Raw genomic sequence first — 21,893 nt, 5'->3', positions numbered from 1 at the left:
CCCGATCCGTCCCCTGCCCAAAAAACTGGCACGGGCATTGCCTCCGTCGGCCGTCGCGTCCAGACGACGAGGGGAAGACCGTGAAAGCTTGGAAGACCTGGAGTTCGGCCGCCGCCCTGGCCGCCGGATTCACCCTGAGCGCGCTCGCCACCGGCGCCGCACGGGCCGACGACACCATCAAGGTCGGCATCCTGCACTCGCTGTCCGGCACGATGGCGATCTCCGAGACCACCCTGAAGGACGCGATGCTGATGCTCATCGCCGAGCAGAACGCCAAGGGCGGCGTGCTCGGCAAGAAGCTGGAACCGGTGGTGGTCGATCCCGCCTCGAACTGGCCGCTCTTCGCCGAGAAGGCCCGCGAGCTGATCGCGAAGGACAAGGTGTCGGCGGTGTTCGGCTGCTGGACCAGCGTGTCGCGCAAGTCCGTGCTGCCGGTGTTCAAGGAGCTCGACAACATCCTGTTCTACCCCGTCCAGTACGAGGGCGAGGAGAGCGAGCGCAACGTGTTCTACACCGGCGCCGCCCCGAACCAGCAGGCGATCCCGGCGGTGGATTACCTGATGTCCGAGGATGGCGGCGGCGCCAAGCGCTGGGTGCTGGAGGGCACGGATTACGTCTATCCCCGCACCACCAACAAGATCCTCGAAGCCTACCTCAAGTCCAAGGGGGTTCCGGCCGAGGACATCATGATCAACTACACCCCGTTCGGCTTCTCGGATTGGCAGACGGAGGTCTCGAAGATCAAGGCGTTCGGCTCGGCCGGCAAGAAGACCGCCGTGGTCTCGACCATCAACGGCGATGCCAACGTGCCGTTCTACAAGGAACTCGGCAACCAGGGCATCAAGGCCACCGACATCCCGGTGGTCGCCTTCTCGGTGGGCGAGGAGGAACTGGCCGGCATCGACGCCAAGCCGCTCACCGGCCACCTCGCCGCGTGGAACTACTTCGAGTCGATCAAGACCCCGGAGAACGAGGAGTTCATCAAGAAGTGGCAGGCGTATAAGAAGAATCCGAAGGCCGTGACCAACGACCCGATGGAGGCGAGCTACATCGGCTTCAACATGTGGGTGAAGGCGGTGGAGAAGGCCGGCACGACGGACCCGGACAAGGTCATCGCCGCCCTGCCGGGCATCGAGCAGAAGAACCTCACCGGCGGCACCGCCACGATGCTCCCCAACCACCACATCACCAAGCCGGTCTTCATCGGCGAGATCGAGGGCAACGGCCAGTTCGACGTGGTGTGGAAGACCGATAAGCTGATCCCCGGCGAGGCGTGGTCGAAGCAGCTCGACGGCTCGAAGGACCTCGAGGCCGACTGGGTGAAGCTGAACTGCGGCAACTTCAACACCAAGACCAAGAAGTGCGGCGGGGCGTAGCCGCGGCATCCCCTCCCCCCGCCTGCGGGGAGAGGGCTTCGGTCATCCATCCCGGGCGCCAGCCCGGGATGGGTCCCCCTCCCCCCTCTGCGGGGGAGGGTGGCCCCCGAAGGGGGTCGGGAGAGGGGAGCGACGCTGGCGGAGGGATCGCACCGCGCGACGGTTCGCACTGCGCGCCACATCCTGCACCGTCGTTCCCCTCTCCCCCCCTGCTGCGCAGGGTACCCTCCCCCGCAGAGGGGGGAGGGACGATCCCGTCCGGCCCACCCGAAATGACCCGATGATCCGTCTCCTCACCCTCCTCGTCCTGCTCTTCGCCGGCCCGGCGCTCGCCCAGGCGCCCGACCCCTACGCGCAGCTCGCGGGCGACGGCTACGCCGAGATCGAGGCCGGCGTCGCCGGGCTCGCGGCGAGCGGCGACCCGCGGGCGGGGGCGGTGCTCTCGGCCCTGTCGGACGGGCGCCTGCTGGTGCGCCCCTCTGACAAGGCGCTGCTCATCCGGCAGCCCACCGGGCTCGTGGAGGCGCGGACCGGCGCCCCGGCGCAGGACGACCCCTCCCTCAAGCCGGTGCGCGCCAACAACCGGGTCCGCCGGACCATCGAGGCGTCGCAGGGGCAGCTGAACCTCGTGAGCCCCGAGGCGGCCAAGCGCCGGGAGGCGGCCGATGCCGTGTTCAAGGCCCGGGACGCCGCCGCCCTGCCCGCCCTCGACACGGCGCTCGCCCGGGAGAAGGACGCGGGCGTGAGGCAGGCGATGAGCGAGGCCCGCGCCGCCGTCCTCCTCGCCAAGCCCGGCACGGCCGAATCCGAAAAACTCGCCGCGATCCCCGCCATCCAGGCCCGGGGCGACGGCGACGCCATGGGCATCCTGCGCGGGCTGTCCGCCGACCCGAACGAGGCGGTGCGCGCCGCCGCCGGCCGGGGCATCGCGGCCATCGAGACCCGGCTCGCGATCCTCGGGGCGCTCCAGAACGTCTGGTACGGGATCTCGCTGGGCTCGGTGCTGCTGCTGGCGGCCATCGGGCTCGCCATCACCTTCGGCGTGATGGGCGTCATCAACATGGCCCACGGCGAGATGGTGATGCTCGGGGCCTACACGACCTACCTCGTGCAGGAGGCGATCCGCACCAAGGCGCCGGCCCTGTTCCCGTGGTCGCTGGCCATCAGCATCCCCTGCGCCTTCCTCGTGGCGGGGCTCGTCGGCGTGCTGATCGAGCGGTTCGTGATCCGCTTCCTCTACGGGAGGCCGCTGGAGACCCTGCTCGCCACCTTCGGCGTCAGCCTCGTGCTCCAGCAGGCGGTGCGCTCGCTCTTCGGGCCGACCAACCGGGAGGTCGGCGCCCCGGCCTTCATGAGCGGCGCCTTCGACTTCTACGGCCTGTCCGTCACCTGGGGCCGGATGTGGATCATCCTGTTCTCGCTGGCCGTGTTCCTCGGCCTGCTGTTCGTGCTGCGGAAGACATCGTTCGGGCTGAAGACCCGCGCCGTCACCCAGAACCGGCGGATGGCCGCGGCGATGGGCATCCGCACCCCCTATGTCGACGCCCTCACCTTCGGGCTCGGCTCGGGCATTGCCGGCATCGCCGGGGTGGCCCTGTCGCAGATCGACAACGTGTCGCCCAATCTCGGGCAGGGCTACATCATCGATTCGTTCCTGGTGGTGGTGTTCGGCGGCGTCGGCAACCTGTGGGGGACGCTGGTGGCGGCCCTGACGCTCGGCGTCGTGAACAAGCTCGCCGAGCCGTATGTCGGCGCGGTGCTCGCCAAGATCGGGCTGCTGATCTTCATCATCCTGTTCATCCAGAAGCGCCCGCGCGGGCTGTTCGCGCTCAAGGGCCGGGCGGTGGAATCGTGAGCGTGTCCGCCGCCTTCCCCTCCCCCCCTGCTCCGCAGGGTACCCTCCCCCGCAGAGGGGGGAGGGAGATGTGCGTGCGAGGAGCCGCCCCATGACCCGCCTCATCGACCTCAAGGGCGCGATCTTCCTCGGCCTGCTGGCGGCGTTCTGCCTCGCGGTGCCGGTGCTGAACCTCGCGGTGCCGGAGGGCGCGGGCCTGCACCTGCCCACCTACCTCGTCTCGCTGTTCGGGAAGTACCTCGCCTACGCCCTGCTGGCGGTGAGCCTCGATCTCGTCTGGGGCTATTGCGGCATCCTCTCCCTCGGGCACGGGGCGTTCTTCGCGCTCGGCGGCTACGCGATGGGGATGTACCTGATGCGCCAGATCGGCAGCCGGGGCGTCTACGGCAACCCGGTCCTGCCCGACTTCATGGTGTTCCTGAACTACAAGGAGCTGCCCTGGTACTGGCTCGGGTTCGATCACTTCGCCTTCGCGGCGCTGATGGTGCTGCTGGTGCCGGGGCTGCTGGCCTTCGTGTTCGGCTGGCTCGCCTTCCGCTCGCGGGTGACGGGGGTCTACCTGTCGATCATCACCCAGGCGATGACCTACGCCCTGATGCTCGCCTTCTTCCGCAACGACATGGGCCTCGGGGGCAATAACGGCCTCACCGACTTCAAGGACTTTCTGGGACTGAACGTCCAGTCCCAGACCTTCCGCGTCGGCATCTTCGTGGCGACCGGACTCGCGCTGGCGCTGGGCTACCTGATCGCGCGGGTGATGACCGTCTCGGCCTACGGCAAGATCCTGATCGCGGTGCGCGATGCCGAGAGCCGCACGCGCTTCCTCGGCTACCGGCCGGAGCACTTCAAGACGCTGGCCTTCACCGTCTCGGCGATGATGGCGGGGGTGGCCGGCGCCCTGTACGTGCCGCAGGTCGGCATCATCAACCCCGGCGAGTTCGCGCCGGGCAACTCCATCGAGGCGGTGATCTGGGTCGCGGTCGGCGGGCGCGGCACGCTGGTCGGCGCGGCGCTCGGCGCCGTGATCGTCAACTACGCCAAGACCATCCTCACCGGGGCGATGCCCGATGCGTGGCTGTTCGCGCTGGGCGCCCTGTTCGTGGTCGTGACCCTGTTCCTGCCCCGGGGCCTCGTCGGCACGCTGGTGGAGAGGTTCGGCGGCCGCCGGGCGGCGGCGAGGCTCCCGCCGGAGCCCGAGATCCCGCCGAAGCTCGCGGAAGAGGGACAGGGCTCGTGAGCGCCACCGACGTCATCGACCCTCCGGGCACCACGGCGGCGGGCCCGGCCAACCGCAGGAAGACGACGGGGGCGCTGCTCTACGTCGATGATCTCCGCGTGACCTTCGACGGCTACAAGGCCCTGCGCGGCCTGTCGCTGACCCTGCTGCCGGGGGAGTTGCGGGCGATCATCGGCCCGAACGGGGCCGGCAAGACCACGATGATGGATTGCATCACCGGCAAGACCAAGCCCGACAGCGGCATCGCCCTGTTCGACGGCAAGCACGACCTGCTCGCCCGCGACGAGCCGGCCATCGCCGACCTCGGCATCGGCCGCAAGTTCCAGAAGCCGACGGTGTTCGAGAGCCACACGGTGGCCGACAACGTGCTCCTGGCGCTCAAGGGGCCGCGGGCGGCGGCGGCCTCCCTGTTCGGCTGGCGCAACCGCGTCGCCGCCGAGCGCATCGACGCCATCCTCACCACGGTCGGGCTCATCGCCCACCGGGGGCGCCCGGCGGCGGACCTCAGCCACGGCCAGAAGCAGTGGCTGGAGATCGGGATGCTGCTCGCCCAGGACCCGAAGCTCCTCCTCGTGGACGAGCCCGTCGCCGGCATGACCGACGCCGAGACGGCCCAGACCGCCGACTTGCTCCGGCGGATTGCGGGGGACCACGCGGTGGTGGTGGTGGAGCACGACATGCACTTCGTGCGGGCGCTTCAATGCCGCGTCACCTGCCTGCACGAGGGCGCGGTGCTGGCGGAGGGGTCCATCGACGCGGTCTCGGCCGACCCGAGGGTGGTCGAGGTGTATCTGGGGCGGTGATGAACGCGTTCCTCCGATGCCTCCCCCCTCATCCTGAGGTGCCGTCGCGCAGCGAGGGCCTCGAAGGAGGGCTCCAGAGCCTGCGGCGACCCCTGGAAGCCTCCTCCGCGGCGGCTGACGCCGCGCCTCAGGATGAGGTTGTGGAGGGGAAACGCTGGTCATTCGCAGCCGGAACACCACCATCATGCTGAACGTCGATGGCATCGATCTGTATTACGGCGCGGCGCAGGCCCTGCGGGGGGTCTCCCTGCGGGCCGAGGCCGGGAAGGTCACGACGGTGCTCGGCCGCAACGGGGTCGGCAAGACCTCGCTCCTGCGGGCGATCGTCGGGCAGCAGCCGGTGCGCGGCGGGGCGATCCGCCTGGAGGGCCGGGAGATCCAGGGGCTCGCCCCCTACGACCGGGCGCGGGCGGGCATCGCCTTCGTGCCGCAGGGCCGGGAGATCTTCCCCCTGCTCACGGTGAAGGAGAACCTGGAGACCGGGTTCAGTCCCCTGAAGCGCCGGGACCGGTACGTGCCCGCCGAGATCTTCGACCTGTTCCCGGTGCTGAAGGACATGCTGCACCGGCGCGGGGGCGACCTCTCCGGGGGGCAGCAGCAGCAGCTCGCCATCGGCCGGGCCCTCGTGACGAGGCCCAAGCTCCTCGTCCTCGACGAGCCCACGGAGGGGATCCAGCCCTCGATCATCAAGGATATCGGCCGGGCGATCACCTACCTGCGCGGCAAGGGCGAGATGGGGATCGTGCTGGTGGAGCAGTACTTCGAGTGGGCCCGCGACCTCTGCGACACCTACGCGGTGATGGACCGCGGGCAGGTGGTGCTCTCCGGCCCCCGCGCCGGCATGATCGAGGCCGACGTGCTCAGGTGGATGTCGGTCTGACCCGCCCCGGATCGCGGCGCCCCGCCGGGCGCGGCCGGTCTCGCGGGCGGGCGCCATGGCGTGTGAGCGGTCATTCCCCGGCGGGCGGGCGGCCCCGGGATGCCGCCGGCGGGTGTCTCGGGACGACAATGAACGGTTGTCGAAGTGGAGATCAGCCGTCGCTTAAATCAATCGCAACATCGGCCCTTTAGTGTTCCGCTGAACGATTCACGGCGGGAATTTTGTAATGATTGTCTCCACGCGGTTGAGCACCCGCTTGCCGGCCATGACGATCGGCCTCGCGCTCTTGAGCGCGGCCACCATGGGCGGCATCAGCTGGTACTCGGCCCGGGCCAGCCTGCTGACGGCGGCGAGCGAGCGCCTTCTCCTGGCGGCGTCGGCGCGCCGGGACGGCATCGAGCTGATGGCCGACCGGATGCAGGCGGATTTCGTCGCGGTGGCGGCCCACCCCCAGGTCGCCTCGAACTTCCCCGACCTGATCGAGACCCTCGATCCGAGCCGGCCGGACTATGCCGCCGTGGTGCAGGCGTTCCGCGCCCCCGCCACCGTGGAGGAGCGCATCGCCTTCGACGGCGCCGCCACCGGGTCGATGTACGGGCGCCGCCACGCCAAGGTGCAGGAGATCGGGCGCAAGCTCGTGGCCCAGCCGGGCTACGCCGACCTGATGTTCCTCGATGAGACCGGCCGCGTCGTCTACACGACCACCAAGGGCGAGGACTTCGCCGCCACCACGGCCGAGGGAGAGCTCAAGGCGTCCGGGCTGGCCCGCCTCGTGGACCGGCTGAAGGGGGCCGACGCGAACGCCGTCCTGTTCGAGGATTTCGCCCCCTACCCCGTCGGCACCGGCCCCTCGGCCTTCATCGGCCGGGCGATGGCGAAGCGCGCCAACGTCGCCATGGGCACCGCGCAGGCGGTGGAGCGGATCGGCTTCGTCGTCCTGCGCGTGACCCCCGCCCTGTTCGATCAGGTGCTGGCCAAGCGCACCGGCCTCGGCGACACCGGCCAGGTGCTGGCCGCCGGCGGGGACGGGATCCTGCGCAGCGATCCGCCCCTCAGCCAGGCGGCCAAGGCCGGCTCGCCCCTCGCGGCGGTCGGCATCCGGGCCGACAGCCTGACCGGCGCCCCCGGCTTCACCTTCGAGGGCGGCGGCGAGGCGCATATGGGCGCCCACGCGGCGGTCTCCGTCCTCGGCGCGCCCTGGACCGTGATCGCGGAGCAGGCGCAGGCCGAGGCCGTCGCGGATGCCCGGTCACTGTCGCAGACCCTGGTGCTGATCGGCCTGTGCGTCCTGGCGGCCACCGCCGGCCTCGGCCTGCTCCTCGCCCGGTCGATCGTGCGCCCCCTCGGCGCCCTCACCCGCGCCCTGAAGGCGCTCGCCGCCCGGGAGGACCTGAACGAGGTCCCCGGCAGCCGGCGCGCGGACGAGATCGGCGACATCGCCCGCGCCGTCGTGACCATCCGCGACATGACCCTGGAGGAGGCGGCCCAGCAATTGCGGACCACCGAGGCCACCCGGATGCGGGAGGAGCAGGCGCGCCGGACCATGCTGCAGGACCTCGCCGGCCGCTTCGAGCAATCGGTGGTGGGCATCGTCGATGAGGTGACGGGGGCCATCTCGACCCTGCAGGACACCTCCGGCACCATGCGCCGCGCCGTCGAGGAGACCTCCGGTCGCTCGACCAGCGTCGCGGGGGCGGCGCACCAGACCGCGGCCAGCGTCACCACGGTGGCGGCGGCGGCCGAGGAGCTGGGCTCGACGGTGCAGGAGATCAGCCGGCAGGTGGAGCAGGCCGCCGGCATGTCGGACGCGGCGGTCCACGAGGCCGGGCGCGCGGGGCAGACGGTGGCGGAGCTCTCCGCCGCCGCCGCCCGCATCGGCGACGTGGTGCGGATCGTCTCGGCCATCGCCGGCCAGACCAACCTGCTGGCGCTGAACGCCACCATCGAGGCGGCCCGGGCCGGCGAGGCGGGCCGCGGCTTCGCCGTGGTGGCGAGCGAGGTGAAGGAACTCGCCGCCCAGACCTCCCGCGCCACCGACGAGATCGGCCAGCAGATCGCCTCGATCCAGACCGCCACCCACGGCGCGTCCCAGGCGATCCACTCCATCACCACGCAGATCGAATCGATGAACCGCACCACGACGGGCATCGCGGCGGCGGTGGAGCAGCAGGGCGCGACGACGCAGGAGATCGTGCGCAGCATGAGCCAGGCCTCGGCCGGCACCAGCGCGATGACCTCGGACATCGCCGAGGTCGCCCGCGTCGCCGACGAGGCGGGCCGCGCGGCCTCCTCGGTCGCCCAGGCCACCGGCCAGCTCTCGTCCCAGTCGGACCGCCTCCGCGCCGAGGTCGCCCAGTTCCTGGCGAACGTCCGGGCGGCGTAACACCGCGCGGGTGCCGCCGCCCGCGCGCCGGTACCCGGAGGCCGACCGAGTCGTCCGCGCCTCCATCCGTCTTCGCGGGCGAAGCGAAGCAATCCAGAGGGGCGGGACGCTTCAAGACCTCGCGCGTCCCTGGATGGCTTCGCTTCGCTCGCACAGACGGGGTTCGATGCCCGACGGGCGATCCATTCCATCCCCCTGCCCTTCACCGCCCGTCGGGGGAAGCTCTACGAGGCCAGGGCGTCCTCCGGCTCCTGCCGGGATGGGGCTTCGTGGGGGGGATGGGGCGTCCGGACCTCGGAATTGCGCGCCGCCAGCGGCAGCTCGATCGCCGCGCAGAGGCCGCCCTCCGGCCGGTTCTCCAGGGTGAGGCGCCCGTCATGGGCCTCCACGATGGCCTGGACGATCGACAGGCCGAGCCCGAAGCCGCTGGCCGCGTTCAGGTTCCGCGCCCGGTCGCCGCGGACGAAGGGCTGGAGCATCGTCTCCCGCTCGCCCTCCGGGATGCCCGGCCCGGCATCGATCACGCAGACCCGCACCCCCCGGGGCGAGCCCTCCATGACGAGGCGCGCCTGGCCGCCGTACTTCACGGCGTTGTCCACGAGGTTGGTGATCGCCCGCTGCAGCTCGTCCGGCTGGCCGCGGACGAGGACGTGGCGGCTGCGCTCCACGCTCACCGGGGCGCCGATGTCGGAGAAGCCGTCGCAGACCGTCTGCACCACCGAGGCGAGGTCCACGAGGCTGTGGCTGCCCGCGTCGCGGCCCTGCCCGTCGCGGACGAAGGACAAGGCGGCCTCCACCAGGGCGTTCATCTGGTCGAGGTCGCGCAGCGTCGCCGCCCGGGCGCCTTCGTCCTCGATGAACTCCGCCCGCAGGCGCAGGCGGGTGATGGGCGTGCGCAGGTCGTGGCTGATGGCCGCCAGCATCTGCGTGCGGTCGTCGATCAGCCGGCGGACCCGGGAGCGCATCCGGTCGAGGGCCCCGGAGACGGCGAGCACCTCCTTCGGCCCGGCCTGGGGCAGGGCGACGTGGTCGTCCCGGGCGCCGAACGCCTCCGCGGCGCCCGCGAGCCGGGCGAGGGGCGCCGTCAGCGCCCGGGTGGCCCAGACGCAGAGCAGCGCCAGGGTGAGCGCCAGGAACACGACGGTGAAGATCAGGGCGCCCTGGCGCGGCGGCCGGAGGGGGTCGTCGGCGAGGGTGGCGCGCAGCATCGCCCCGTTGCCGGTGACGATGCCGACATGCAGGCGCCGGTCCTCCTCGGAGGGCTCGAGGTCCGTCACCACGACGGGGCGGCCCGCGGCGGCCCGGAGGCGGCGGATCACCGCCCGGTCGGGGGCGGGCTTGGCGCCGGGGGGCGCCTCGCCGTCCCAGGTGCCGACCGCGACCAGGGGCAGGGAGCGGGCGCCCGCGGCGATCAGGGCGGCCCGCGACGAGGGCTCGGCCGCGTCGAGGAGGCGGGCCAGCACGCCCACCCGCGCCGCGGCGACGCCGGGCAGGGTGTCGGGGTCCTGGGGCTCGTGCAGGAGGAAGAAGGCGGTGGTGGCCACCACGTGCGCCACGGCGATGCCGGCCACGACGAGCAGCGCGATCTGCCCCGCGATGCTGCGGGGGCGCAGGCGGGCGCGCAGGCTCCCGAGGGTCATGACCGCGTGACCTCGGGGGTGAACAGGTAGCCCCCCGAGCGGATGGTGCGGATGTATTCGGGGTTGCGGGTGTCCCGCTCGATCTTCTGGCGGATGCGCGAGACCAGCACGTCGATGCTGCGCTCGAACGGGCCGGCGGCGCGGCCCTGCGTGAGGTCGAGGAGCTGGTCGCGCGAGAGCACCCGCCCCGGCCGCAGGCACAGGGCGTGGAGCAGGTCGAACTCGGCCCCGGTGATCGCCACCCGGGCGCCCTCGGGGCTGAAGAGCTGGCGCAGGGGCACGTCGAGGGTCCAGCCGGCGAAGTGCAGCCGCTTGCGCTCGTCCGGGTCCGGCGCCTCGGCCGAGACCCGGCGCAGGATCGCCCGGATCCGGGCCAGCAGCTCGCGGGGGTTGAAGGGCTTGGCGAGGTAGTCGTCGGCCCCGAGTTCCAGGCCGAGGATGCGGTCGACCTCCTCGGACTTGGCGGTGAGCATCAGGATCGGGACCTGCGAGGTCTCGCGCAGGCGGCGGCACAGGCTGAACCCGTCCTCGCCCGGCAGCATCAGGTCGAGGACGATGAGGTCGATCCGCGCCTCGCCGAGCGCCCGGTCCATCTCCCGGCCGTCGCCGGCCAGCGTCACCCGGCAGTCGTTGCCGCGCAGATACCGCGCCACGAGCGCCGAGATCTCTCGGTCGTCCTCCACCACGAGGATATGGGGCGTGGCCGGTGCGGTCATCGCGCGGGATTCTAAGAGTGGATCGGCGAGTGTCATCGGCTGATTATGCCGCGGTCGCGCCGATATTCGAAGATCGGCGGGGGAACCATTTTGTAAACCGGTGTTTCCAGCCCCCTGAGACAGAACGGGGACCGGCCATGACAGGGACCGCACGCATCCAACCGCAGCCGCCGGAACTGGCCTCCCCGTGGCGCACCGAGGCCCGCGCCGCGCTCCAGGCCGAGGCGCGGGACTTCGCCCGCGACACGGTGCTGCCGCTGGCCGACGCCCTCGACCGGCACAAGGCCGAGATGCCGCGGGCGCTCATCGCGGCGATGGCGGAGAAGGGCTGGTTCGGCATCACCATCCCCCGCGAGCATGGCGGGATGGGGCTCGGCGTGTTCGAGTACTGCCTCGTCTCCGAGGAGCTCGCCCGGTCGTGGCTGTCGGTCGGCTCGATCCTGGCCCGGGGCCAGGGGCTCGGCACCCAGACCCTCGATCCCGACCGCCGGGCCGCGCTGATGCGCCGCTCGGCCCGGGGCGAGTGGATCGGCTCCATCTCCCTCTCCGAGCCCGAGGCCGGCTCGGACCTCGCCGGGGTCTCGACCCGCGCCGTGCGCGAGGGCGACACCTGGGTGCTCACCGGCCGGAAGCGCTGGGCGGGCTTCGCCAAGGGGGCCCACTTCATCGAGGTCCTGGCCCGGACCCGGGACCCGGAGCCCGGCGAGTCGCGCTCGGCCGGGCTGGAGCCCTTCCTCGTCCTCAAGGAGCCCGGCACCTTCCCCGAGGGCGTGTCCGGCCGGGTGATCGACAAGATCGGCTACCACGGGTTCGAGACCTTCGAACTCGACCTCGACGGGGTGCGGGTGCCCGAGAGCGACCGCCTCACCGGCCTCTACGGCGACCAGGGGGCGGATGCCGATTCCGGCGGCTTCGCCTCCGTGCAGCGGGGCCTCAACATCGCCCGGGTCCACACCGCCGCCCGGGCGGTGGGGGTGGCGCGGGCGGCGGTGGAGGATTGCCAGCTCTACCTGCAGGAGCGCGTGCAGTTCGGCCACCCGATCGGCGACTTCCAGGCCCTGCGCTTCGCCCTGGCCGACATGGCCGCCGAGGTGGCCCAGGCCCGGGCGTTCTGGCAGCAGGTCGCCCACCTCCTCGACCAGGGCGAGGCGGCCGAATCCGAATCAGCCATGGTGAAGCTGCTGGCCACCGAGATGGCGGTGAAGGTCACCAACCAGGCGATGCAGCTCCACGGCGGCAACGGCTACACCACCGAGCGCCGGGTGGAGCGCTACTGGCGCGACGCGCGGCTCACCACCATCTTCGAGGGCACCAGCGAGATCCAGCGGCGGATCGTCAGCGACCGGATGCTGCCGCGGCCCTGACCCGTGCGGCGAATCGTCGAGCCGGACTCCCCCATCCCCCCTGGCCGGCTACCTCAGCCGGGAGGGATCGCCCCGCCCATGCGGCGGCCGCCACCGGAATCATCGTGTCCAAACCCATCAGCGACTACGCCCTCGTCGGCGACACCCATTCCTGCGCGCTCATCGCCCGCGACGGCTCGGTCGATTGGCTGTGCTGGCCGCGCCACGATTCGCCGGCCCTGTTCCTGAAGCTCCTCGACGACGAGAAGGGCGGCTCCTGTTCCCTCGCCTTCGACGGCCTGCGGGACAGCCATCGCCGCTACCGGCCCGAGACCAACATCCTCGAGACGACCTTCGAGACCGGGACCGGCCGCGCCCGCCTCGTCGATGCGATGCCCGTCAATCCCCCCGCGCCCGAGCCCGAGGAGGGGCCCGACGGCGAGGGCGAGAGCCGGCTGATCCGCCTGCTCACCTGCGAGGAGGGCTGGGTCGAGGGCCGCTTCACCGTGCGCCCGACCTTCGACTACGCCCGCCGGGGCTGCACCCCCATGGAGGCGCAGGGCTCGGTGCTGTTCGAGGCGGGGGATTGCCGCCTGCGCGTCAACGCCGAGCCCTGCCCGCGGATCGCGGGCGACGCGGCCACGGTGTCCTTCCGGCTGGCGGCGGGGGAGACCGCCTACCTCGTCCTCACCCACGGCGAGGACAGGGAGGGCGCGGGCATCGACGACCTCGCGGGGGCGCAGGCGCGGATCGCCGCGACGGAGGGCTACTGGCGCCGCTGGAGCGGCTACTGCACCTATCGCGGCCCCTACCGGGACGCGGTGCTGCGCTCGGCGCTGTGCCTGAAGCTCCTCACCTACTCGCCCTCCGGCGGCATCGTCGCGGCGGCCACCGCCGGCCTGCCCGAGGCGGTGCCCGGCAACCGCAACTTCGACTACCGCTTCACCTGGATGCGCGACGCCGCCTTCACGGTGACGGCCTTCGTGATGCTCGGCTACGTCCGCGAGGCGGCCGAGTTCCTGCGCTTCCTGCGCGAGCGCGACACCACCTACGGCCGCGACACCCGCCTGATGTACGGGGTCTGCGACGACATCCCCCCGGAGGAGGCGCTCACCCACCTCGCGGGCTGGAACGGGACCGGTCCGGTGCTGGTCGGCAACGCCGCCGAGGGCCAAGACCAGCACGACATCTACGGCGAACTGCTCCGCGCCCTCTGCGTGTTCCTGGAGGCGGTCGACTACGACCCGCCGGAGAAGGTGAACGACCGCCTGCCGCAGGTGCTCGACAACCTCACCGCCCGGGCGATCCGGCACCGGCACGATGCCGACAACGGCATCTGGGAGCTGCGCACCGGGCCGCGCCAGCAGTTCCACACCAAGGCGATGATCTGGGTGGCGCTCACCGACGCCGCCCGCATCGGCCGCAACATCGAGGGCGTGCCCGCGCAGAAGATCGCGGCCTGGGAGCAGGCCGCCGCCGAGGTCCGCGCCGAGTACCTCGACAAGGGCTGGAGCGAGGAGCGCGGCGCGTTCACCGGGGCCTACGGCTCGCACCACCTCGACGCGGCGGTGATGCGCGCCGCCGTGTTCGGGGCCATCGACCCCTCCGATCCGCGCCTGCGCGCGACGCTCTCCGCCATCGAGCGCGAACTCGGCGTCGGCGACCTGATCTACCGCTACCGGATGGAGGACGGGTTCGAGGGCGACGAGGGTGCGTTCACGGCCTGCGCCTTCTGGCGGGTCGGCTGCCTCGCCCTCGACGGGCGCACGGGGGAGGCCAAGGCCACCTTCGAGCGGCTGATCGCCCGGGGCAACGATGTCGGCCTCTTCGCCGAGGAGATCGACCCCGCGACCGGGGAGCAGCGGGGCAACACCCCGCAGGGCTTCTCCCACATGGCGCTGATCAACGCCGCCCTGCGGCTCGATTCCGCCATCGACCGGTTCGGCCTCGTGCACGACGGGGCGGCGGCCCCCGAGAGGCGGGCGGCGGAGTGACCGGTTGGCCCGCCGGGGCGGTGGCCGGTCCGGCGCGAGCAAGACGCCGGACCCACGCCTGCGCCCCGTCGGCTCGATCGCGGATGGCCAAGATTTCCGCAAGTTGTGCAACTCGCCGTTTATTACAACTCATCCGAATGCGCGGATGACTGAATTCGGTTCATCGAATTGTCCGTCCGACAAGCATCGTAATTCCGTTATTAAGTTCCTCGGACCATCGTAGTGGTACTCAATGGAGACCACGAATGCCCCGCTTGGCCGATCTGAAGGTTCTGACGAAAATCGCGACTGTGATCGGGCTGATCGGCCTGATCGTCGGGGGTTGTATCTGGTACGCGCAGGGGCGCATGAGCCAGATCGACGACGGCTACAGTGCCTTCATCGCACAGGAGGCCGAGGCGGCGGCGACGTCACGCCGGGTGAACCGGCTGATGTTCGAGATGAACTACTGGGTCTACCGGGTGATCGCGGAGACCGACGACGCGCAGATGAAGGCCGCCAGCGCCGGCTTCGATGCGGCGGTGCCCGCGATGGACAAGGCGCTGGGGGAGCTGCGCCGGCAGGCCCCGGGCTTCACCGGCCGCATCGAGGCCCAGGCCGAGCGGATCCACCGCTACCTCAAGGACGTCACCGAGGTCCGCCGCCTCGGCATGGCGAACCGCAACGCGGACGCGATCGAGTTCGTCCACCGGACCATCGACCCGATCTTCGCGGCCATGGTCGAGGAGGGCAACACCCTCGGCAACGACATCCGCTCCGCCATGCAGAGCGGTTCGGCGGACCTGACGACCCAGACCAACACCACGCGGATGACCCTGATGATGATCAGCGGCTTCGGCATCCTCGCCGGGTTCGTCACCGCCGTCCTCGTGGCCGTCGCCGGCATCACCCGCCCGCTGGGCCGCCTCGTCGCGGTGCTCCAGCGCATGGCGCAGGGGGAGGTCGATGCGGAGATCGCCGAGGCTCAGCGCGGCGACGAGATCGGCGCCGTGGGCAAGGCGGTGGAGGGCATCAAGCAGATGGTGGCGCAGAAGGCCGCCGAGCAGGCCGAGATGAAGCGCCTCACCGACGAGGCGGCGGCCCGGGAGCGCAGGCGCACCATGGTCGAGCTGGCCGACGGGTTCGAGGCGGCGGTCGGCGGGATCGTCGGGATGGTCTCGTCCTCCGCCACCGAGCTGCAGGCCACCGCCCAGCAGATGAGTTCGGCCGCCGCCGAGACCGCCGCGCAATCCACCACCGTGGCCGCCGCCGCCGAGGAGGCCGCCTCCAACGTCGGCACCGTGGCCGCCGCGGCGGAGGAACTCGGCTCCTCGGTCCAGGAGATCGGCCGTCAGGTCCAGGGCTCGGCGGAACTCGCCCAGGCCGCCGTCCAGGAGGCCGACCAGACCGCCGCCCTGGTCCAGGCCCTGCGCCAGACCTCGACCCGGATCGGCGACATGGTCGGGCTGATCTCGAACATCGCCTCGCAGACCAACCTGCTCGCCCTGAACGCCACCATCGAGGCGGCCCGGGCCGGGGAGGCGGGCCGGGGCTTCGCCGTGGTCGCCGCCGAGGTGAAGGAGTTGGCCAACCAGACCGCCAAGGCCACCGACGAGATCGGCGGGCAGATCGGCGAGATCCAGGGGGTCACCGACCGGGCGGTGACGGCGATCGGCGCGATCACCGGGCGGATCCGCGAGATCAACACGGTCGCCACCGGCATCGCGGCGGCGGTGGAGCAGCAGGGTGCGGCGACGCAGGAGATCGTCCGCAACGTCGCCCAGGCGTCCTCCGGCACCACGGAGGTGACGAGCAACATCGTGGGCGTGGCCCGCGCCTCGGAGGATACCGGCGCGGCGGCGGCGCAGGTGCTGTCGGCCTCGGGCGAACTGTCCCGCCAGTCCGAGCACCTCAGCGACGAGGTCGCCCGCTTCCTCGACACCGTCCGCGCGGCCTGACCGCCCCACACCCGTCGACCGCAAGACGCCCCCCGCTCCATCGAGCGGGGGGCGTCTTGCGGTCGATGGCGGGGTGGGCCCCGCGGTGGCGGTGGGTTCGGGGACGCCCCCGGTCAGGCGGCGATGGCGATCCGGTCCTTCTCCGGGGCGAGGCGGCTCGCCCGGAACTCGGCCAGGAGCGCGGCGTCGAGGCCGGCGAAGACCTCCTCCGGCACCGCTTCCGCGGGGGCCTGCCCCCGCTCGATGCGGAACCATTCGAGGATCTGGTCCGGCAGTGCGTCGAGGATCGCCCCGACGGGGTCGGTGCGCCCGGTGGCGGGGGCCGCCGTCGGCGGGAGCCCGGCCTCGGCCCGGTGGGCGGCCATCGCCTCGCGCCATGCCGCGTCGGCGGCGAGGCGCTGGCGCTCCGCGGTCTCGCGGGCCGCCGCCTCGGCCAGGATCGCGCGGGTGGTCTGGCGTGCCTCGTCGCGGGCCGCCTCGGCCTCGAAGCGCGTGAGCAGGGCGACCACCGTGCGGCTCTCCGGGCTGTCCCAGCCCTCGCAGGCGGTGATCGCCTGCTCGATCATCCGCCGCGACAGACCGGCCCCCTGCCCTGCCCCCCCCGTCGCGGGCGCGGTCTCCCGCCACGCGGCGAGCACGGCCTGCATCGCCGGCAGCAGCGGCGCGGGCAGGCCCGCCCGCTCGTGCAGGCCGGCGACGGCCCGGGGGTCGCGCATGGCGCGGGCGACGCTCGCATGGTCGAGCCCCGACAGGTCGGCGAAGACGGTCTGCGCGAACTCCGTCCGTCCGGACAGGATCGCCCGCAGGATCAGCCCGGCATTGAGCTGGTGCGTGGCGCGCAGGTGGGCCACGAGGCGCGAGGTCGCCGCGGCGCCGGCCCCGGCGGAGAGGTCGAGGGCCGACCGCTCGGCCACCTCGCAGGTCATGCGCTCGCAGCGGGCCTCGCCGAGCCAGCCGCGCCCCGTGGCGAAGGCGGACAGGGTCCGGGCCAGGGCGACGGCGATGGCGTGGCGTCCCTCCGGCGGAAGGTCGTGCCGGGCGAGCAGCGCCTCGCGCAGGTCGGCCTCGTGGCCGAACCGCTCGACCATCCGCAGCAGCCGGCCGCCGGTGATCCGGGCGGTGGGGTTGCCGGCCAGCGCCACGAGGGTCGGCAGGTCGGCGATCTCGGCCAGCGCCCCGGAGACGGCGGGGGTGAGGTGGTGGCGCCGGGCGATCACGGCGCGGGCTTCCTCCTCGCCGAGGGCGGCGGCCTCCACGAGGTCGGCCTCCGTCAGGACGGGGGAGCGGGCGAGGATCGGCGCGGCGACCTCGAACACGTCGCAGGACAGGGCCACCACCACCGGACGCGGGCTGCGGGCGGAATCGGCGCAGGCCTCGGCGAGGGCCCGGCGCACGGAGGGGGCCGGGTCGTCGAGGAGGCTGAGCAGGGCCGTCTTGGCCTCCCAGGCGCCGTCCGCGTCGAGGTCGCCGTAGAGGTAGGCCCGGACGAGGGCCGACGCCGCCTGCGCCCGGCGGTCCGCCGGGGCGTTCAGCGTCAGTGCCAGGAATTGGCGGATGATCATGGACTTCTTGATCATGGGCCTCTCCATCGCGGGCATCGCCATCACGGGCCCCTCCTCTGTGCGAACAGGCTGTTGGGGGACGGCCCCGCGCCGAACTCCGCCGGGCGGCGGGGCGGCAGGGGGGCGTTGACGAGGGGCGATCCCGGCCGCGCCGGGGGGGGCGCGAGGGAGCCCGTCGTCAGCGGAAGGGCGTCGGGGTCGGCCGAGGCGACGGCGACGGGCGCCGCCCGCTCGGTCTCGGCCTCGTCCGAGCGCGGGAAGTAGGAGGGCGCCGGCCGCGCCGTGGCGGTGCCGGAGGTCCGGCCCTGCCAGAGCTTGGCGGCGGCGTCCGAGACGGTGGCGCGCCGGTCGGTCTGGAACAGGCTGCGCAGGTCGGATCCGCCGCCGAAGGCGGTCGCCGTCATGGCGGAGGAGGCCGCCTGCGGCGGCTCCCCGGTGGCCTGGGCGGGGCCGTCCAGGCGCACCGCCTGCGTCACGCCGGCCGGGGCCGCGTGGGCCGCCGCCGCCAGGCTCGCGTAGAGCTCCGCCGCCGTGCGGGGGCGGCCGGTGCGGTCGTAGAACAGGGCGCGGTTGGCGGCGGCGGCCTCCGGCAGGTCGAGGGCGGCCGAGCGTTCGGGGAAGGTCTTGGCGGTGGCGATGAGGCTCGCCGCGCCCTTCGCCCCGAGGACGTGGGCGGCGTAGAGGTCGCCCGGCGTGGGCTCCTGGCCGGTGGCCGCCTGCAGCGCCTGCGCGTTCTTCTGGGTGAGGGCGCCGGCCAGCACCGCCGCCACCTTCGGGTCCCGGCGCAGGTCGAGGATCGCCTGTTTCTGGCCGGGGTCGGGCACGGCGTAGGTGCCGTCCGTCTGCCGGACGATGGCGTCCGCCTCGGCTTGGAGGCCGAGCTGCGGCCCGGCATTCTTCATCGTCCCGAGCCAGGTCTGCTCGATGAACTGGAACAGCCCCGTGGCGGACGAGGTCGGCGCCTTGGCCGAGGGGTCGAGGGCGGATTCACGCCGCGCCGTGGCGAGCAGGTAGTCGAAGCCGACGCCCGTGGCGCTGGCCCCGTCGCGGATCGCCTGCACCACCGGCGCCGGCGCGGGGCGCACCAGGGCCGGCGGCGTCGGGATCTCCGGGGGGCTGGCCGTGGTGGTGAACAGGAACATCCGGCTTCGGCCAGTCTGATGGGACCGGCCGAACCTGCGCCCTTATGGTAAACAAAGCCTCAAGGTTGACGGGGACTTAACCATCGCCTCAGGACCCGGTGAACTCCCCCGCGCCCTTCGGCCGGCGCATGGTGAAGCGAGTCTCGGCGGTGGCGTGGAAATAGTCGAAGTAGCCGCCCCGCATGATCGGATGCATCGCGGCGGTGTCGACCATGCCATCGACGACGAAGCGCTCGTCCACGTAGATCGACACCACCTGGCCGATGACGAGGAAGTTCTCCGCCGCGCTCCCGTCCAGGGGCACGAGGGGCACCGTCTGGAGCCAGCGGCATTCGAGGGCGGCCGGCGACCCCGCCACCCGGGGCGGGCGGACCTTGTGGGAGGGCGCGGTCCCGAGCTTCGCGAAGGCGAACTCGCTCTCGCCGCGGGGCAGGGGCGCCGAGGAATCGTTCATCCCGTCGCGCAGGTCCCAGGTGGCGAGGCTGCACACGAACTCGCCCCCCTCCTCCGCGAAGGTCATGGCGTCCTTCCGGCCCGAGGAGGAGAAGGCGACCATGGTGTCGGCCACCGCGTTGAAGAACGAGTAGGGCGCGAGGTTCAGGCGCCCGGCCCCGTCCATGGCGCTGATCCAGCCGATGGGCCGGGGCGCGACGATCGCCTTCAGGGGGTTGTGGGGCAGGCCGCGCGCGTCGCGGGGAAGGTCGAGATCGTAATGCACGTGCGCCTCACAGATAGGTGACGATGTCGGCGAGGGCCGGCCGTGGCCGGTCGGAGGGGATCTCCCGCGCCCGGCCGAGATGGATGTGCCCGGCCAGCCGCTCGTCCGGCGCGAGGCCGAGGGCCTCGAGGACCCGCCGGTCGTAGGCATGCCATTCCGTCAGCCAGGAGGTGGCGTAGCCCATGGCGTTGGCCGCCACGACGAGGTTCATCGCGACGGCCCCGGCCGAGAGCACCTGCTCCCAGTCCGGGATCTTCACGTGCGGCCCGGCCCGGGACACGACGGCGACCACGACCGGCGCGTGCGTCAGGCGGCGGCGCTCCTGCTCCAGCCGCTCGGGCCCGGCCTCCGGGTTGTCGGCGGCGAAGGCCGCGGCGATGGCCTCGCCGATCCGCGCCCTCGCCTCGCCCTCCATGACGACGAACCGCCAGGGGGCGAGCTTGCCGTGGTCCGGCACCCGCGAGGCCAGGGTGAGGAGGGTCGTCAGCTCCTCGCGGGACGGGCCCGGCCCGTCGAGGAGGGGCGGCGGCACCGAGCGGCGGGTCTTGAGCAGGTCGAGGGTGGCGTTCATGGGTCCGTCCGAAAGGCGTCGCGAAGCGGTCCAGCGCCGATGTGGCACGGGGCGCCCCGGTGCGAAAGGGCGTCGCGCGGGTGAGTCGCGGGCGAGTCGCGGGCCATGCGCGGGCCGCCGCGGCCTTGCCGCCGCCACGGTCGCGGGCCAGAGGGGGCGGTCGGGCGCGGAGGCGGCGGGGACGATGGTGGGACGGCGGACGAGGTGGTGTGCGGTGCTCGCGGCGATGCCGTCGGCGCTGGCGCCCTCCATGGCCCTGGCCCAGCAGGGCCTCGTCCAGCCGGGGGGCGGCCCCCTGCCCTCGCCCTCGATCACCAGCCCCACCCTGCCGCCCGCCCTGCCCCGGGCCGAGCCCGACGCGCAGCTCACCCTGTCGGCGATCCTCTCCGGGGCGGCGACGCCCCTGCAGGACGGCCTCGCGTGGCGCATCTTCGACGACCGGGGCGAGGGGGCGCGGCCGGCGATCGTGGCGCGCTCCACCGAGGCCGAGCCGCATTTCACCCTGCCGCCCGGCGCCTACGTCGCCACCGTCACCTACGGTTTCGCCAGCGCCTCGAAGCGGATCGTGCTCGGCGGACAGGCGGCGAGCGACACCCTGCGGGTCGCCGCGGGGGCGCTGCGCCTCTCCGGGGCGGTGGGCGACGTGAAGATCCCGCCGGATCAGGTGACCTTCTCGGTCTTCGTGCCGGTGGGCACCAACTCCGAGGGGCGGCTCGTGCGCGCGGGCATCCATACGGGGGAGCTGCTGCGCCTGCCGGAGGGCACCTACCACGTGGTCTCGACCTACGGGGAATCGAACGCGATCCAGCGGGCCGACCTCAAGGTCGAGAACGGCAAAGTCACCGAGGCGACCCTCAACCACCGGGCGGCGACCGTCACCCTGAAGCTCGTGGCCGCGCCCGGCAGCGAGGCCTTCGCGGGCACCGCCTTCTCCGTGCTCACGCCGGGCGGCGACACGATCCGCGAGGCCATCGGCGCCTTCCCGCAGGTGACCCTGGCCGAGGGCGACTACGTCCTGATCGCCCGCCACGACGGGCAGGTCTACACCCGCGAGTTCAAGGTGGAGAGCGGCCTCGACCGGGACATCGAGGTGACGACCAAGGCGGACGCGCCCGCCGCCAACTGAGCCCCGCCCCCTGCTTCCGGATGAGGCAGATCGGTTCCATGTTCCGGGCATTTACATTTCTGCGAGGGGGGGGAACGATCTCCGGCGACGCGTCATTTCCTGCCGCCCATCACGGGCACTCGGAGATTCTCATGCGTCGTCTCGTTCTCGCCTCCCTCGCCGCCGCGATGCTCGCCGGCCCCGCCCTGGCCGCCGAAAACCACTCTGCCCCGCCGACCGTGGCGCCGAAGTTCGTGAACGTGCCGCAGGACGCGGTGCTGAGCTACAACCTGATCGGCCTGAACGTCACCGACGCGCAGAACAACACCGTGGGCGAGATCAAGGATCTCGTGATCGAGAACCAGAAGCTCTCGGGCTACATCATGTCGGTCGGCGGCTTCCTCGGCATGGGCGAGCACTACGTGGTGGTCTCCCCCGACTCCGTGGCCCTGGGTTACGACGCCAACGCCAAGAAGTGGAAGGCGATCATCGGCGCCAGCAAGGACCAGCTGAAGTCCGCGCCGGAGTTCAAGTACGACGGCAAGTTCAAGCGCTGATCCCGCGCGGTCGCTGACGGGGCCGGCGGCCTGACACTTTCCCCGTCATTGCGAGCGTAAGCGAAGCAACCCAG

Annotated in this window: 17 protein-coding genes; 11 read left to right on the top strand and 6 right to left on the bottom strand. The window is 72.3% G+C overall.

Annotated elements, in window-relative coordinates; genetic code table 11:
• Positions 1-80 precede the first annotated feature (80 nt).
• The 6 genes from urtA to MKK53_RS08480 all read left to right on the top strand — a co-directional run bounded on the left by urtA (position 81) and on the right by MKK53_RS08480 (position 8,534).
• On the top strand, positions 81-1,376 hold the full coding sequence (gene urtA / locus MKK53_RS08505) for an urea ABC transporter substrate-binding protein (protein WP_409564295.1): 1,296 nt from the start codon (positions 81-83) through the stop codon (positions 1,374-1,376).
• Between the two features lie 280 nt (positions 1,377-1,656).
• Positions 1,657-3,231 carry an urea ABC transporter permease subunit UrtB gene (gene urtB, locus MKK53_RS08500; protein WP_243928255.1) on the top strand — a complete coding sequence of 525 codons (1,575 nt, stop codon included), beginning with the start codon at positions 1,657-1,659 and terminating at the stop codon, positions 3,229-3,231.
• 91 nt (positions 3,232-3,322) lie between these two features.
• Complete coding sequence (gene urtC, locus MKK53_RS08495; protein WP_243928254.1) at positions 3,323-4,468, top strand: urea ABC transporter permease subunit UrtC; 1,146 nt, start codon at positions 3,323-3,325, stop codon at positions 4,466-4,468.
• Between the two features lie 14 nt (positions 4,469-4,482).
• Entirely contained in the window at positions 4,483-5,271 is a 789-nt protein-coding gene (gene urtD, locus MKK53_RS08490; protein WP_243928308.1) for an urea ABC transporter ATP-binding protein UrtD, read from the top strand.
• 184 nt (positions 5,272-5,455) lie between these two features.
• A complete protein-coding gene (gene urtE, locus MKK53_RS08485) occupies positions 5,456-6,151 on the top strand; it encodes an urea ABC transporter ATP-binding subunit UrtE (RefSeq protein WP_243928253.1) in 696 nt (231 codons plus the stop codon).
• 226 nt (positions 6,152-6,377) lie between these two features.
• Positions 6,378-8,534, top strand: coding sequence for a methyl-accepting chemotaxis protein (locus MKK53_RS08480; protein WP_243928252.1), 2,157 nt, complete (start codon positions 6,378-6,380; stop codon positions 8,532-8,534).
• A gap of 224 nt (positions 8,535-8,758) precedes the next feature.
• Here the strand turns inward: MKK53_RS08480 and MKK53_RS08475 are convergent, their stop codons facing one another.
• Positions 8,759-10,174, bottom strand: a complete 1,416-nt coding sequence (locus tag MKK53_RS08475; protein ID WP_243928251.1) for an ATP-binding protein — start codon at positions 10,172-10,174, stop codon at positions 8,759-8,761.
• Positions 10,171-10,890 carry a response regulator gene (locus MKK53_RS08470; protein WP_243928250.1) on the bottom strand — a complete coding sequence of 240 codons (720 nt, stop codon included), beginning with the start codon at positions 10,888-10,890 and terminating at the stop codon, positions 10,171-10,173. The genes MKK53_RS08475 and MKK53_RS08470 overlap by 4 nt, the downstream gene beginning before the upstream one ends.
• 137 nt (positions 10,891-11,027) lie before the next feature.
• Between MKK53_RS08470 and MKK53_RS08465 the strand changes: the two genes are divergently transcribed.
• From MKK53_RS08465 to MKK53_RS08455, 3 genes are all read left to right on the top strand, one after another.
• Positions 11,028-12,254, top strand: a complete 1,227-nt coding sequence (locus MKK53_RS08465; RefSeq protein ID WP_243928249.1) for an acyl-CoA dehydrogenase family protein — start codon at positions 11,028-11,030, stop codon at positions 12,252-12,254.
• Between the two features lie 104 nt (positions 12,255-12,358).
• Positions 12,359-14,227, top strand: a complete 1,869-nt coding sequence (locus MKK53_RS08460) for a glycoside hydrolase family 15 protein (RefSeq protein WP_243928248.1) — start codon at positions 12,359-12,361, stop codon at positions 14,225-14,227.
• Positions 14,228-14,472: 245 nt separating this feature from the next.
• Positions 14,473-16,164, top strand: a complete 1,692-nt coding sequence (locus tag MKK53_RS08455; protein ID WP_243928247.1) for a methyl-accepting chemotaxis protein — start codon at positions 14,473-14,475, stop codon at positions 16,162-16,164.
• A 113-nt stretch (positions 16,165-16,277) separates the two neighbouring features.
• On the opposite strand, the gene MKK53_RS08450 is transcribed toward MKK53_RS08455, so the two are convergent.
• From MKK53_RS08450 to MKK53_RS08435, 4 genes are all read right to left on the bottom strand, one after another.
• Positions 16,278-17,741, bottom strand: a complete 1,464-nt coding sequence (locus MKK53_RS08450; protein ID WP_243928246.1) for a DUF2336 domain-containing protein — start codon at positions 17,739-17,741, stop codon at positions 16,278-16,280.
• 26 nt (positions 17,742-17,767) lie between these two features.
• Entirely contained in the window at positions 17,768-18,868 is a 1,101-nt protein-coding gene (locus tag MKK53_RS08445) for a lytic transglycosylase domain-containing protein (RefSeq protein ID WP_243928245.1), read from the bottom strand.
• Positions 18,869-18,956: 88 nt separating this feature from the next.
• Positions 18,957-19,586, bottom strand: a complete 630-nt coding sequence (locus MKK53_RS08440) for a flavin reductase family protein (protein WP_243928244.1) — start codon at positions 19,584-19,586, stop codon at positions 18,957-18,959.
• A 7-nt stretch (positions 19,587-19,593) separates the two neighbouring features.
• Positions 19,594-20,157 (bottom strand): nitroreductase, encoded by a 564-nt coding sequence (locus MKK53_RS08435; protein WP_243928243.1) that lies wholly within the window; start codon positions 20,155-20,157, stop codon positions 19,594-19,596.
• Between the two features lie 184 nt (positions 20,158-20,341).
• Here MKK53_RS08435 and MKK53_RS08430 point away from each other — a divergent pair, with 184 nt between their 5' ends.
• Positions 20,342-21,283, top strand: a complete 942-nt coding sequence (locus tag MKK53_RS08430) for a hypothetical protein (RefSeq protein ID WP_409564294.1) — start codon at positions 20,342-20,344, stop codon at positions 21,281-21,283.
• A gap of 131 nt (positions 21,284-21,414) precedes the next feature.
• Positions 21,415-21,819: a PRC-barrel domain-containing protein gene (locus MKK53_RS08425; RefSeq protein WP_243928242.1), complete on the top strand. Its 405-nt coding sequence runs from the start codon at positions 21,415-21,417 to the stop codon at positions 21,817-21,819.
• The last annotated feature ends 74 nt before the right edge of the window (positions 21,820-21,893 follow it).

It is taken from the genome of Methylobacterium sp. J-076 (assembly GCF_022829405.1).
GTDB lineage: Bacteria > Pseudomonadota > Alphaproteobacteria > Rhizobiales > Beijerinckiaceae > Methylobacterium.
Note: the sequence above shows the minus strand (reverse complement) of the source record. Positions and strands in the feature narration are given on the sequence as shown.

Bases quoted from the DNA above. Each gene is read 5' to 3' on its own strand.
- urtB (WP_243928255.1), top strand. From the start codon at position 1,657: ATGATCCGTCTCCTCACCCTCCTCGTCCTGCTCTTCGCCGGCCCGGCG.
- MKK53_RS08450 (WP_243928246.1), bottom strand. From the start codon at position 17,741: ATGATCAAGAAGTCCATGATCATCCGCCAATTCCTGGCACTGACGCTG.
- MKK53_RS08425 (WP_243928242.1), top strand. From the start codon at position 21,415: ATGCGTCGTCTCGTTCTCGCCTCCCTCGCCGCCGCGATGCTCGCCGGC.
- MKK53_RS08430 (WP_409564294.1), top strand. From the start codon at position 20,342: ATGGTGGGACGGCGGACGAGGTGGTGTGCGGTGCTCGCGGCGATGCCG.
- MKK53_RS08470 (WP_243928250.1), bottom strand. From the start codon at position 10,890: ATGACCGCACCGGCCACGCCCCATATCCTCGTGGTGGAGGACGACCGA.
- urtC (WP_243928254.1), top strand. From the start codon at position 3,323: ATGACCCGCCTCATCGACCTCAAGGGCGCGATCTTCCTCGGCCTGCTG.
- MKK53_RS08475 (WP_243928251.1), bottom strand. From the start codon at position 10,174: ATGACCCTCGGGAGCCTGCGCGCCCGCCTGCGCCCCCGCAGCATCGCG.
- urtE (WP_243928253.1), top strand. From the start codon at position 5,456: ATGCTGAACGTCGATGGCATCGATCTGTATTACGGCGCGGCGCAGGCC.
- MKK53_RS08480 (WP_243928252.1), top strand. From the start codon at position 6,378: ATGATTGTCTCCACGCGGTTGAGCACCCGCTTGCCGGCCATGACGATC.
- MKK53_RS08445 (WP_243928245.1), bottom strand. From the start codon at position 18,868: ATGTTCCTGTTCACCACCACGGCCAGCCCCCCGGAGATCCCGACGCCG.
- MKK53_RS08465 (WP_243928249.1), top strand. From the start codon at position 11,028: ATGACAGGGACCGCACGCATCCAACCGCAGCCGCCGGAACTGGCCTCC.
- MKK53_RS08455 (WP_243928247.1), top strand. From the start codon at position 14,473: ATGCCCCGCTTGGCCGATCTGAAGGTTCTGACGAAAATCGCGACTGTG.
- MKK53_RS08435 (WP_243928243.1), bottom strand. From the start codon at position 20,157: ATGAACGCCACCCTCGACCTGCTCAAGACCCGCCGCTCGGTGCCGCCG.